The organism is Sediminibacterium sp. FW305-C-61, assembly GCF_058231065.1.
The window spans coordinates 142,734-156,525 of the sequence record NZ_JBIQXR010000006.1; the positions used below are offsets into that span (position 1 = coordinate 142,734).

At 41.3% G+C, this 13,792-nt stretch carries 8 protein-coding genes and 2 tRNA genes; 8 read left to right on the top strand and 2 right to left on the bottom strand.

What is annotated here, in order from left to right:
* Nucleotides 1-98: 98 nt before the first annotated feature.
* From ACH30E_RS15150 to ACH30E_RS15170, 5 genes are all read left to right on the top strand, one after another.
* The gene (locus ACH30E_RS15150) at nucleotides 99-842 is read left to right on the top strand and encodes a 5'-nucleotidase C-terminal domain-containing protein (RefSeq protein ID WP_294996555.1); all 744 of its coding nucleotides are present in this window, start codon (nucleotides 99-101) and stop codon (nucleotides 840-842) included.
* A complete protein-coding gene (locus tag ACH30E_RS15155; protein ID WP_490825500.1) occupies nucleotides 832-1,764 on the top strand; it encodes a bifunctional metallophosphatase/5'-nucleotidase in 933 nt (310 codons plus the stop codon). The genes ACH30E_RS15150 and ACH30E_RS15155 overlap by 11 nt, the downstream gene beginning before the upstream one ends.
* Before the next feature lie 141 nt (nucleotides 1,765-1,905).
* A complete protein-coding gene (gene dnaA / locus ACH30E_RS15160) occupies nucleotides 1,906-3,339 on the top strand; it encodes a chromosomal replication initiator protein DnaA (protein WP_294996551.1) in 1,434 nt (477 codons plus the stop codon).
* Between the two features lie 135 nt (nucleotides 3,340-3,474).
* Nucleotides 3,475-3,563, top strand: a tRNA-Ser gene (locus ACH30E_RS15165).
* Nucleotides 3,564-3,673: 110 nt separating this feature from the next.
* Nucleotides 3,674-3,747, top strand: a tRNA-Pro gene (locus ACH30E_RS15170).
* Between the two features lie 278 nt (nucleotides 3,748-4,025).
* Here the strand turns inward: ACH30E_RS15170 and sov are convergent.
* Nucleotides 4,026-11,357, bottom strand: a complete 7,332-nt coding sequence (gene sov, locus ACH30E_RS15175; protein WP_490825501.1) for a T9SS outer membrane translocon Sov/SprA — start codon at nucleotides 11,355-11,357, stop codon at nucleotides 4,026-4,028.
* A 38-nt stretch (nucleotides 11,358-11,395) separates the two neighbouring features.
* Nucleotides 11,396-11,986: a Holliday junction branch migration protein RuvA gene (gene ruvA / locus ACH30E_RS15180; RefSeq protein WP_490825502.1), complete on the bottom strand. Its 591-nt coding sequence runs from the start codon at nucleotides 11,984-11,986 to the stop codon at nucleotides 11,396-11,398.
* A gap of 66 nt (nucleotides 11,987-12,052) precedes the next feature.
* Here ruvA and ACH30E_RS15185 point away from each other — a divergent pair, with 66 nt between their 5' ends.
* Genes ACH30E_RS15185 through ACH30E_RS15195 form a run of 3 tightly spaced genes read left to right on the top strand, consistent with a single transcriptional unit; the run spans nucleotide 12,053 to nucleotide 13,714 of the window.
* A complete protein-coding gene (locus ACH30E_RS15185) occupies nucleotides 12,053-12,304 on the top strand; it encodes a DUF6364 family protein (protein WP_294996871.1) in 252 nt (83 codons plus the stop codon).
* On the top strand, nucleotides 12,301-12,732 hold the full coding sequence (locus ACH30E_RS15190) for a type II toxin-antitoxin system VapC family toxin (protein WP_490825503.1): 432 nt from the start codon (nucleotides 12,301-12,303) through the stop codon (nucleotides 12,730-12,732). The genes ACH30E_RS15185 and ACH30E_RS15190 overlap by 4 nt, the downstream gene beginning before the upstream one ends.
* A complete protein-coding gene (locus tag ACH30E_RS15195; RefSeq protein ID WP_490825504.1) occupies nucleotides 12,725-13,714 on the top strand; it encodes a beta-ketoacyl-ACP synthase III in 990 nt (329 codons plus the stop codon). The genes ACH30E_RS15190 and ACH30E_RS15195 overlap by 8 nt, the downstream gene beginning before the upstream one ends.
* Nucleotides 13,715-13,792 lie beyond the last annotated feature (78 nt).

Here is a 13,792-nt window from a genome sequence, read left to right on the forward strand (position 1 = left end):
AATGGCCGTAAAAGTAGCATTAAAATTTGCTTTTAAGTGAAAAAATGCTGGGAGGCTATGAATTATATTGTACCTTCCGAAACTAACCTTTAACTGCTATGTACAGGAGAAAATACCTCTTCTATTCTATTGTCTTTTTGCTAAGCTCCTGCTCCAGTTTCTACCAACCTACATCGCTACAATACACACAATATCGTATTCAACCAGACCTGAAAAAAGATTCATCTATGGTTGCATTAATCTCACCTTATGCAAAAGAGTTTAATGTAACGATGAATAAGGTAATTGGCACCAGTGCAAATCAATACGATAGAAACAGACCTGAATGTGAGATAGGAAATTTTCTTGCGGATGCCTATAAAGCAATGGCAGAAAAAAATTTCAACCGTAAAATAGATGCCGGGTTTATGAATGCAGGTGGTATACGATCTTATTTTTCAAAAGGTAATATTACCGTAGGAAAAGTATTTGAAATAATGCCCTTCGATAATATGCTTGTTTTACAGGAACTGAAAGGAACTGTTTTACAGGCTTACCTCGATAAAATGGCAGAAGATGGTGGCTGGCCGGTTTCAAAAGGTGTTCAGATGGTTATTCGCAATAAAAAAGCCACACAGGTAATGATCAATGGCAAGCCATTAGATCCGAATGCTGTTTATGTAGTTGCCCATTCCGATTATATCGCAAATGGAGGAGAAGATTGTACGATGTTAAAACCCATCCCTCAAATAAACCGCGGGTATTTGATGAGGGATGCGATTATAGATTATATCACAGAATTAACAGGGAAAGGACTAACAGTAAACCCTGTACTTGAAAACAGAGTAACAAATGGCCGGTAATAGACGAAAATTTATCAAAGAAACTGGAGCCGCAATACTGGCTTCTTCCCTAATTGCACCTGGCGATCTGGCTGCAATGGCTGATCCGGTAAAAAAGCTGACCATTTTACACACCAATGATGTGCACAGCCGTATTGACCCCTTCCCGATGGATGGGAGCCGCAACCAGGGACTCGGAGGCGTTGCGGCGAGGGCAGCCCTGATTAAAAAAATAAGGGAGGAAGATGAGCATGTATTACTGTTGGATGCAGGGGATATTTTTCAGGGTACCCCTTATTTCAATATTTATAAGGGAGAACTTGAGATAAAAGCCATGGCGGCCATGCAATATGATGCATCTACCATGGGGAATCATGATTTTGACCTGGGATTGGAAAATTTTGCTACCCAGCTAAAACATGCTTCTTTCCCCATATTGATGTCGAACTACGATTTTTCCGGAACACCCATGGAAGGCAAAACATTGCCTTACCAGATTATTAAAAAAGGTGGACTTGAAATCGGTCTGTTTGGAATAGGTATTGAATTAAAAGGATTGGTACCGGATAACCTGTATGGTAAAACTGTATACCAGGATCCAATCGTTGCGGCCAATAACACAGCGGAATTATTGCATAAAAAAGGATGTGATCTGGTTATCTGTTTGTCGCACCTGGGCGACAGATATACCGATAATAAGGTAAGTGATGAAGTATTGGCAAAAGAAAGTTTCGACATCGATCTGATTATTGGCGGACATACACATCGCTTTTTTGAAGAGCCCAGGAAGTATACGAATAAGAAAGGCGGTGATGTACTGGTAAATCAGGTGGGTTTTGGCGGGATTCAGCTTGGCAGATTGGAGTATCATTTTTCTCGTTTCGGGAAAAAAAATCTCGCAAAATCCCATACTGTGGTTGTAGGGAAAAAAACAAGTGAATAAAAAATTTTTTTTTCAACATAAAGTCTACATATTCGCACCCCTGTATCTGTTTTTTTTCAACATTTCCACATGTGGGAAAAATAAGATAACTTGAAGGCTAAGCGAATACGTTAACTCATTATAAAATTGTTCATTTTTTGTATGGCTAAAAATGCTGAATCAGTCTGGAGCAATTGTTTGAAGATCATCAAAGACATTGTAGAATGGCAACATTTTAAAACATGGTTTGAACCGATTAATCCTGTAGAGCTGAAAGGAAACGTTTTAATGATTCAGGTGCCCAGTCAATTCTTTTATGAATACCTGGAGGAGCATTATGTAAACCTGCTTGCAAAAACACTTAAGCGTGAATTAGGTAAGGATGCAAGACTCGAATACCGGATCATGGTTGATAGCGGAAACACCAATGGAAGAAGTGGTTCTATGGATGTGCCTGCGAGCAACATGAAAACTTACAACAATAATGAAATGAATTTTCCGCTGGTTATTGATAACCCGGTAAAAAATCCATTCGTTATTCCTGGTTTGAAAAAAATGCAGATCGATCCGCAATTGAATCACATGTACACATTTGATTCTTTTATTGAGGGCGATTGTAACAGGGTTGCACGCAGAGCTGGTAAAACCGTAGCAGAAAAACCAGGTGCTAATTCCTTTAACCCATTGGTTATATATGGTGGTGTAGGTCTTGGTAAGACCCACCTGGCCCAAGCCATTGGAAATGAGGTAAAAAGAACCCATCCTGGTAAAGTGGTTTTATATGTAAGCAGTGAAAAATTCATCAACCAGTTCCAGGATCATAGCCGTAATAATGCTATTAACGACTTTATCCATTTTTACCAGTTGATAGATGTCCTGATCATTGATGATGTACAGTTCTTCAGCAGGGCGGAAAAAAGTCAGGATGCATTTTTTGCCATCTTCAACCACCTTCACCAGAGTGGTAAACAATTGGTACTAACATCTGATAAACCTCCTAAGGACCTTGATGGTATGCAGGAACGTTTGTTAAGTCGTTTCCGCTGGGGCTTGAGTGCCGATTTACAGGTACCAGATTATGAAACACGTATTGAGATCCTTGAGCGCAAAATGAAGAATGATGGTCTTGATATGCCCAAAGAAGTAGTTAAATATGTTGCCTACAATATCAATACTAATGTAAGGGAATTGGAAGGTGCACTTATTTCATTGCTGGCACAGTCGTCATTGAATAAAAAAGATATTGACGTAGAACTGGCCAAGAAGGTATTGCGCAATTTTGTAAAAACCAGCAGTAAGGAAATCACTATCGACGCTATCCAGAAAATGGTTTGTGAATATTTCGATGTGCCTTACGACAAATTATTACAGAAAACCCGTAAACGTGAGATAGTACAGGCCCGTCAGATAACGATGTATCTAGCAAAGGCATTTACCAAAAACTCACTGAAAACCATCGGAGAGCATTTTGGCGGACGTGACCATACCACTGTAATTCACTCCTGTCAAACAGTAAAAGACCTGATGGATACCGATTCTATCTTCAGGGAAAACGTGATGGAACTGACCCAGAAAGTGCAATTAGCAGCGATGTAGAAACATTCAAAGCGATTTTGAAAGAAATATTTTTAAAACCCGGTATTTACCGGGTTTTATTTTTTGGCAGATAAGTTTTACCTACCTATTTTTGCAGCCCTCTCTGAAAAGAAAGGATAGGCTTTTAAACAGCCCGGTGAGGTGGATGAGTGGCTGAAATCAGTAGTTTGCTAAACTGCCGTACGGGTTAAACTGTACCGCGGGTTCGAATCCCGCCCTCACCGCACTTGTCCACCGAAGCTTTAGCGTAGGTGGCCCATCTTCGCCAAGGCTTCGATGGGCGAGGAATAAAAGCAAACAGAACCCATCTTCGCCAAGGCTTCGATGGGTGAATCGGGAAGTGGCGCAGGCCGGTAGCGCACCTGGTTTGGGACCAGGGGGTCGCAGGTTCGAATCCTGTCTTCCCGACATAGCCCTCCATAGCTTTAGCGATGGAGGGCTTTTTTATTTGGGCATCGACCTCCATAGCTTCAGCGACGGAGGTTTTTTATTTGGGTCCTCGACCTCCATAGCTTCAGCGACGGAGGTTTTTTATTTAAGGTCCTCGACCTCCATAGCTTCAGCGACGGAGGTTTGATGTCGGATTTTTAGAGATGCTGCTAAAGTGAAACTTTTGGAAAGTCTTAAAACTTTCCAAAAGTAAGCACTCCAAATCCGACATCAGCCATCCGACATCAGCGATAAGTCTATTGTGCCAACGACACCCTCACACTAACCCCAGCCCTTGTGTTTACACTCGGCGCGGAGGTCGAAATATATGGTGTTACCCTTCGTTGATCGAAGAAGAGACGGATATTCACCCTGTTGTTTATAATGTAATCAATTGATGGTTGTATCAATACTTCTTTCTGCCCTCCCGTTCCATAGGCATTTGACTGATCGAGTCTACTGTTTGTTAGCGATTCATTACGCATGGATATATCGATCTTTAAAGTAAGGTCGTTCTCCAGCTTTTTACCCTTACCACCCGGTAATTTGAATGGCAGGTTCACCCCTCTCTTGCGCCAGCTAAAACCAAATACCCAGTCGGTATTGCGTGTTTCACTCAGTTGATAATCTATCAGACTCAAACTCAGTCTGCGGCCTTTTGCATAAGAGAACTTTATGTTCATCTGATCATTGGTGGTTATATCAAAACCAATCAATGGCTCAAAACTTTCCTGCATCGTAATATTTGGCACCAGGAAATATGGCACAAAATTACCACTCACCGTATCAATAAATGCCGGGCCTCCTAATCGGAATGGATCAGTATACAATAATGCACTGTTAAAACTGTTCATACTCAGGTTACCCTTGTACCCATGCGACAAAGTAATATTATTGAAGATGGATTCCAATCCTGTTAACTTACTCAATCCGGTATATGTCATTCTCCAATTTGGCTTTGGAAGTATACCACTGAATGGATTGGATGATATATTCGGATTCGATTGTTTTACCAATGCCACTTTATTCGGATCCTTACCAGTATATGCTGCCAGGAAGGATGGCAGTAACACATCCTGCGCATATCGTCCATAACCCGTAGCAAAACCATCTGCAGTAAATTTCTGTCCTGCTGGTAACGACTGCCAATAAGGATTGGCTTCTGCTACCCTGCGCGATACAATCAGTCGGTTATTTTCAAATGTTTTAAAGGTTTTGGATATTTCATTCGGATTATAGCTCCCAAACAAAGTACCAAATGAGATATAAGATACATTGAATCCTCCGCTTGCTAATGGGTTAAGGTGACTGAACTTTCCGTTACCCAAAGTATCCTTGTATAATTCTGAATAATCTTTGGTAAACGTTTTATCTATGTTCAGGTCGATCACTAATTCTCTGATTGGTTCCAGTTGCGCCGTTACCCTGAATTGTTGTTCAAAACTCTGGCGGAATAAAAAGTTGAATGTTGTATCCTTTGATAATAATCCCTGTGCTGCTTTTCTATTGAGCCAGGCAGTATCAGGTTGTTTACCGAATACATAATCAAGCCCAGGTGCCATACTATTGAAATTCTGACCTATAAATCTTGTGCTATCCATATAGCCTGGCAATCGACTTCTGTAATTAGCTGAATAAGTTAACGATACATTCTTTAACATGGTTAGCAATTTACCTCCGGTTCTTTCCAACCCACTTAGTTCAGGTAATTGATTTGCCCTTAATAATTTTTGCGCAATACGTTCATCTCTTCGCTGCGCCCGCCATTTTTTCAATGCATCTTTTCTGTCTTTTCCTGCCAGTCCCTGCAATGCCACTGACTTAGGCAGTAGTGTAGAGCCAAGCAGGTTTGATGGAGATTTTTGTTTTTTGGTAGTATCCCCTTTTTGTCGTGGCGGAGGTATATTGTCTAATGCACGCATCCATCTCGATTTGGCATAAAGACTCGCAAAGTTGAACTGTGCGGTGATATTATTCTCTTGTGAATTCTCCAATGTATTACCCAGGTTATACGCAAGTCTGCTGGCACCAATCCAGTTATAGGATGCAGTGTATCCGTATCGTGCCGTTATCCAGTCTGTCAAAGGGAACTTATTCAGTGGTAATGTATAAGTCAGTGCCGCTTTCTGTGTATACAAGGTATTTCTACCACCTTTTAATAAGTTTTTCCAGACAGAGTCACGTTTAACTTTTGAATCTATTCTGCCGAATGGTTCATCTACGCGGGCATTATTGGTTGCAGAGAAATCAAGGTTTAAGGATCGGCTAAGGTCCCAACGCAGGTTATAGAAACGATCGAAAGTGAAATACTTATCGTAAGTGGTATCAACACGATCTACCTTACCATCGAAGGTATTTACAATACGTGGTATGAATTCTCCAAACTGTCTTTGTATATCTGCTCTGAAACTAATATAAGACGGTCTCAGGTTAAAGTTGAAATCTTTTACCAGCGCAAACCAGGGCGAATTTGTTTTCATCAACCTTTTAAATGGTTCGATATAACGACTTTGTGAATTGTAGGTATATCCAAATCCACCACGATGTCTGGTAACTTTATTTTGTTCGATTGTCGGACTATTCTGTTCTGTTTGTGTGAAGGAATAATTGAAATCAAAATTACTCAGACTCAGCAAACCTGTTTTATTACCCGGTAATATTCTTGCATTGGTAAAATTCAGTGTGCGAATCGTAGTTTGATCTACTGCAGCTTTCCTGATAGAATCTCTTTTATCTGCCGGACTATTATTCAGCTTCTCCTTATACTTAACGTCCTTATCAAATGGATCATATTCGGGTGTCAGTACCGTGCGGTTGATGCTTGCATAAACCGGTAATGAAATCCTTGCTTTTTTGGGTAACAATTTTCCGGCATCAATATTGGCGGCGACATCAAATTGCATGAGGTTATCTCTTGCACGCTCATTCACGCGTTGTTCTATTGTACCAAATCCTTGTGAACGTGTGTTGGCAGAAACAGATACCGTACCAAGGTCCGCGAGTAATAAGTCTACCCGACCTAATGCGGCCCATCCGCCACGTTCATCAAGATCAGAGAGTCTTAATTCATTCACCCATACTTCTGCACTAAGCGATGGACCATCGGGTCGATAAGGATTTTCAACCCCTACCAATATGCCCCTTACTTCACCGAGGTTTGGATTACCCCTGATCGAATAGGTTTTCTCACCAAATTTCTCGCGATAGATATTTGTTACTGTACCACCTAAATTATTCCTGCGCAATTTTAGGTCAATCAAATCCCTCAAACTAATATTCAACTCATTCGCTAATGGCCATACTTTTTCTTCCTGTCCTTTAGGATAATTACCAGGCAGTGTAACTTTCAACGGTACTTTAATCTCATAATAGTTATTCAGGAAATCCTGTCCGATTCTGATAACCGCCTGTAATTCATCATTCTCAACCGGACGCTGGCCTGGCACAGATTCAGCATGCAGGAACATGTTGAGGTTACCGTATTGTCTGAGGTCGTGGTTCAGTGTTTTAAATACGGCCCTTGCGTCACCAGTACTAAGACTCCTGATCTGCAGACTCATTGCCTGTTCGTTCTGCTGGAGGTTCACACCATTATTGCTCAATAATTGTACACGCTCAACACCAGGAGGCATAATATAGTTTACCGGCGTTCTGCTGCTGTTTTCTTCCAGGTTCACCGCAAGGGTATTGAAGGATGTACCTGCTGCGTTGTTTACCGGTGTATAAGAACCTGTAGTATCCAGGTTAAAAGAAAACTGTCGCCATTGGTTACGAACCAGGTCCATACGCGCCATCCTAATCACTACCGAATCTTCAAAATCTGTAAGGTATAACCTGGCAAAACGAATAGATTTAAAATCGGCAATGCTGCCTACTTTATTTGAGAAAGAACGGATAGGGATTCGGAAAAGAAACCAGTCTTCTGTTTTGGTGGTACCGTCTGCTGCATTCACCGTTATTCTTCTCTTATCAGTTATATAAGGTGTAATGCCTACATCCATACCCGGACGCAGGTTTACTTCATATTCATAATAAGCTTCGGTTTCGTTGAGTGTATTATCCCGATTGAGGTCTTCATTATCTGGATATAAAGTAGCGGCAGGAGTAAATTGTCCACCGGTTGTTGCAATCGGAGAATTACCCTGAGGGTTATTGTGGTTTTTATAACGACCTAAAATTCCGGTTCCTGTCTGGTCGAAAGAATTATCTCGGAACCATTTATAGTTATCGCGTGCAAGATCGGCCTGCGCCTGTATAAATGCCTGAGAGCCTGTTCCAAAATTTTGTGCTATACGATTTAAGATATATCCTTTTTTTCTGCGTTCGCCATCATCATCCAATCCATCAAAACCAACATCCTGATAAGTTCTGTCGTTGGGGTCATTACTAAATGCCTGTGTTATCTGAATAGGGTTTACCGGTGTTTTACCCCATGTATTCGAGCTGTCAACAGATGCAGGAATATTAGGTGTATTCATGCCGTTTTCATAAAACCTTTTTCCATCCTTTAAAATATCTTCACTGATATTACCCAGGTTTAGGAACAGTTTACCACCCCTGCTGGTAGGGTTCAGGATAAATGGATTCTGCATCCAGATTTCAAAAAACTCAATATTGCCTGTTTCAAAATCTGTTTGATCAATTGCGCGCATAATACCACCCCAACGATTAGCTGGTTTGGTTAGCCGGCCATTGGCCGTAAATTCCGAAGGTCTTGTTTCAAAATTATATGGCCCTTTTTCTGTGGGATAAAAAGCAAGGTCAAAAGTTGCGGTTTGTACATCCGTGATATTGGTTGTGCGTTGCGGGAACAATTCATTGGTAAATACCTGACGTACCCTTGGGTCACTCAACTCAGCCAGGTTTCTTCTCAACGGATTATTACTACTGTTTTTATCCTGCAGGTTTGGTTCAATATTATACCAGGCTAATTTTGCCCTGTTGAAATTATAATCAATTGAATCAGTTAAAGTGGCTTCCGGAAATTTAGGGTTGCCTTGCGGTGTAGATGCAAGTGCCCATGCCACAAAAGGGAAACGTAAATCGATGCTGGTTCTTGTTCCTTCAAAATCATCCAGGAATATCAAACCCTGTTCACCCTTACCTATCTGAGATGGGTGCCCCGGTTTCAGGAAAGCTGCTTCTCCATATGCATTGATACCTGAACTTGCTTTCGTTGAATAAAAAGGAAGTTTGTTTAAGAACCTTGTCAACCCCGGCAACTCAGACTGGTAGCTGAAATCAAGTCCGTACATGGAGTTATTAATCGGATCATCCCCATAACCCATCTTAGTAAAAAATGGTCTTTCGCCCAACTTAACTGCGGTAGCCCCTAGTGTTAGTTTTTTATTGGCGATATAATCAAGTCTCAAACCACTAAAGCCACGCTGCTGCATACCAAATCCAGCATTGTTTTCAAATGATACGTTCACCGGTACATTTGAATTCAATATGCCCGCATTTAAAATACGTACTGTTCCAAGGTTATAATCAACCGTATAATCTGTTCCTTCTTTCAGTATTTGTCCACCTGCAGTAACTGTTACAGAACCCTGAGGAATATTGAATGTATTGAGGAATATTTCTGAGCCGCTGCTATTCCCTTTTACCTGTCCTTGCATTACAAAACGGTTAAGGTTGGCATAGGTTTGTGCGATTGCCTTGATGGAATCGTACAATGAATAATACACATACTTATTTTTAACGGACGAGGGAAGTCCGGCAAAAGCAAGTGTATCAAGATCACGACCAAAAGGTTCCAGCACAGGAAAAATCACTTTACCTGTTTGCGGCAATACCGTAAACCCATCTATAAAATCAAATACCCCATCAGGCTGTGGATCGTTACGGTTGTTAAGTCTATCGAGATTAAGAATACGTAATAGTGGTTGTCCATCAACAGCCGAAGAAGTTTCAGGAAGGTATCTTTTCAATCCGCCGCTAGGTTCTTCGTATAGCACATTCAGTTTAAAATCTTCGCGTTGTATGCCACCAAAAACATCCAGTGAATAAACGTTTTTCATCATCCAGTCCCAGATAGGTAACTGTATGCGTTGTGAAGTAGCTTTCAACAATTTCAGGAACAGTACTTTTTGTACACCGCTGGTAGAATCGAGGGCAACATCCTGAGAAAATTCACCCACCTGATACACGCGACCATTATAAGTATATTGGAATGCAACGGCCAATACTTCATCGGGTTGCATTTGGGTATTGATCGATAAAAAACCTACTTGTGGGTTAAAAGTATATTCCGTAGGAGATAATTTTCTTGCAAAAGTTTTTTCGTAATCATCAACCGGTCTTAATCCTTTGGATAATAAAAGTGTGTTGATGAATGAAGGGTTACGACTATTGGGATCACCCGCAAGGGACCCATATAAATTATTGGACTGGTTCGCAGGCAATGGATTATTGGTGAGTGGGGTAACTGCGGGGTTGAAGGGTCTTGATTCACCCAGATCCATCAAACCCACAATATCACGTGCATCTGTAGTTGCACCGGTGCGATTGGTAACCCATACTTCTATTCTCTGTATCTGTACCTGTGAGTTTACCACAGGCAGGTTGCGCATTACTTTGTTGTAATTGTCGTAGAAATACTGTCCCATTAAAAAGTGACGATTCTCTTCATAATCGCTTAAACTTTTCTGGAAATTCTGCGAAGCGGCCCCACCCTGCAATGCAACAGATTGTCTGCTCGACCGCTGATTGGCTAATGCACCTGTAACATATAGTTTGCCGAATTGTAATTGAGTTTTAATACCGAACAAATTCTGGGCGCTTGGTATCAGTGTACCGCGCGATTGAAAAGAAATATTTCCTGCTTCAATACTTTTGATCAATTCATCATCCATTCCTTTATAATCCAGTTTAATCTGGTTATCAAAGTTCAGGTTAGATAAAGTGTTATAGTTGATGGGGAATTTTAGTTTGTTACCAATATTCGCATTCACATTCAGATTGGCATTCATGTCGAAATCAAAACCACCATTCTTTCTTGCACGTTCGGGTAAAGTGGGGTTTTTGATATTTTGTCCCTGGTAACCTGCAATGATATTTACATCGCCTGTTGGACGAATATCAATCTTCAACCTGTTCTGGGCGGCAAGGTCATTTGCGGCATTCTTTACATCACCTATTGCATTGCCCAGGTCGCCAGCGTATCTGTTGGCCAGTTCATTTAAACCGAATATGCGGTCGAATAAAGTGTTATAAGCCCGTAATGGCGGACGTTCTGCTTTTTTATTCAGTCGGGTTAAAGCGTCGGCGCGTTTCTTAAAATAATCGCGTTCCTGTTCTCTTGCCTGCAAGCGCCAGAATTCTTCGAAGCTAAGTGTTGTTGGGGTGCGGTAGTATTGGTTACCAATTTTTTCTACGATCACATATTGTTTGGTTTTAGGATCGTATTCTATGGTTCTTTTGATAAGGGCTGTATCGCGAAGGTCAAAAGGATTCCTGCTTTTATTGGATAATGCATCGCCTCTTCTGTCACTGATGGGATAACGCAATGAGTCGCGTTGCTGGGCAAGCAGATCGTTATGCCAGGTCAGGGCTATAATAATAATAAAGAGAAGTCGCAAACGCAAAGTAGTACACTTAGTTAAGTAGAAATTTATGCGATAGACTAAAGGTTTTTAAGTGCCTGCTTGATCACCATTTCGAGTGATGCATCTGCAGGTATGTTTGACATCGTTTTTTTAATAGCGTTTTCTGCCTGTGGTTTGGCGATACCCAATGCCACAAGTGCATGAACCGCATCCTGATCTATTCCTACTACTCCCGTAGCAAAACCTCCCAGTGGCTGGTCGATTGTTTGTTTACTCAGTTTATCCCTGAGTTCAACAATTAATCTTTCTGCCGACTTCTTTCCAATACCCTTGATTCCTTCCAACTGCTTAGTGTTGCCCTGAACAATTGCCCGGATAATTTCATCAGGTTTCATCCCAGATAACATCATCCTGGCCGTTGAAGCACCCACTCCGGATACACTGATCAATTGAAGGAACAGATCCTTCTCTGCAATATCGGCAAATCCGAACAATGTTTGTGCATTTTCGGTAATATGTAAATAAGTGTGTAATTGTCCGTTTTCTACCTTACTGATGGCTTCATAGGTATTCAGACTGATTTGCAGGTCGTAGCCAACCCCATTCACATCCACTACCACTCGGGCAGGCGTTTTGATTGCAAATTTTCCTCTTACAAAAGCGATCATAGCAGGATTCAAAAATAGGGCTAAAAAAACAAAATTGATACGTATCTTTGCTTATAAATTATACGTATGTCGACCAAACTCACGCTTTCGATTGACGAATCTGTCATTAGAGACGCAAAAGAGTACGCACAAAAAACGGGTCGAAGTGTTTCTCAACTGGTAGAATCTTACCTGAAAGCCATTACCAGCCCTTCCAAAAAGCAAAAATCGAAACTCCCTCCCCACCTCAAAAGATGGCATGGCGCCTTTAAAATGGAGGATGAAAGGGCTTGTCAGGAGTTGATGAACGAAACTATTTGGGAGAAATACAATCCATGAGGAAAATTTTTATTGATACCAATGTATTGTTTGATTTCTTTGCAGAAAGACAACCCTTCGACAAAGAAGCAGAAGAAATGATGGAACTGGCTTATGAAAAGCAGATTGAACTGTATTGTGCAGCTACCAGCTACACAACTTTATTTTACCTCCTGGCAAAATTAAAAGGAAAGGTAAAATCTGTCCAGGCAATCAGAGACTTGCGCGAATTAATCAATACAATCAGGGTTGATAATGCGATTATTGATAAAGCCCTTGAAAATACATTCCCCGATTTTGAAGAAGCTATCCAGATAGCTTGCGCACATACTATAAAAGACATTCAGGCAATAGTAACCAGAAACCCAAAACTTTTCAAAACAAAAAGACTACTCGTACAAACACCTAAAGAATTTTTAGACACGATTAATCAAACGATAAATGAATAAACTCACAGCAACTATTACAGCGGTTGGCGGATATGTTCCGGAAGACAAGCTTACCAATTTTGATCTTGAAAAAATGGTAGACACGAATGATGAATGGATCCGCACGCGTACAGGTATAGAAGAAAGACGAATTTTAAAAGAACCAGGTAAGGGCAGCAGCGATATGGCCGTTCCCGCCATCCAGGAAATATTAAGGAAGAAAAACCTTGATCCACTCGATATCGACTGTGTAATATGCGCTACTGTTACCCCCGATATGGTATTTCCTGCAACAGCAAATATCATCTGCGATAAAATAGGTGCCACCAATGCCTGGGGATATGATATGAGTGCTGCTTGCAGTGGTTTTCTGTATGCACTCACCACCGGGGCCATGTATATTGAAAGTGGCAGGTTTAAAAAAGTAATTGTAGTAGGCGTTGATAAAATGAGTGCCATCATTGACTATACCGATCGTGCCACCTGTATTATTTTTGGTGACGGAGCAGGTGCCGTTTTACTAGAACCTACCAATGATGGTTCAGGAATTCAGGACAGCATTTTAAGAAGCGATGGAAGTGGTCGTCATTACCTGCACATGAAAGCCGGCGGTTCTGTAAAACCCGCCACTGTTGAAACGGTAATGGCCAAAGAACATTTTGCTTACCAGGAAGGTCAGGCTGTATTCAAATTTGCCGTAAAGGGTATGGCCGACGTAAGTGCAGAACTACTAGAAAGAAATGGACTCACCGGTGATGATATTGCATGGCTGGTACCACATCAGGCCAACCTGCGTATCATAGATGCAACCGCCAACCGCATGGGATTGCCCAAAGAAAAAGTCATGATCAATATCCAGAAATACGGCAACACAACCGCCGCAACGCTGCCGCTTTGCCTATGGGACTGGGAAAAACAACTCAAAAAAGGCGACAACATAGTACTCGCCGCATTCGGCGGTGGCTTTACCTGGGGAGCTACCTGGGTGAAATGGGGGTATTGATCTTTGATCTTTGATTTAGTGTGAATTGTCAATGGTGAATGGTGAATAGAAGGGAATATAAATTCCGGATCTATTGAC

Coding starts and splice junctions, on each gene's coding strand:
- ACH30E_RS15150 (WP_294996555.1), top strand. CDS start 99: ATGTACAGGAGAAAATACCTCTTCTATTCTATTGTCTTTTTGCTAAGC.
- dnaA (WP_294996551.1), top strand. CDS start 1,906: ATGGCTAAAAATGCTGAATCAGTCTGGAGCAATTGTTTGAAGATCATC.
- ACH30E_RS15155 (WP_490825500.1), top strand. CDS start 832: ATGGCCGGTAATAGACGAAAATTTATCAAAGAAACTGGAGCCGCAATA.
- ACH30E_RS15185 (WP_294996871.1), top strand. CDS start 12,053: ATGTCGACCAAACTCACGCTTTCGATTGACGAATCTGTCATTAGAGAC.
- ruvA (WP_490825502.1), bottom strand. CDS start 11,986: ATGATCGCTTTTGTAAGAGGAAAATTTGCAATCAAAACGCCTGCCCGA.
- ACH30E_RS15190 (WP_490825503.1), top strand. CDS start 12,301: ATGAGGAAAATTTTTATTGATACCAATGTATTGTTTGATTTCTTTGCA.
- ACH30E_RS15195 (WP_490825504.1), top strand. CDS start 12,725: ATGAATAAACTCACAGCAACTATTACAGCGGTTGGCGGATATGTTCCG.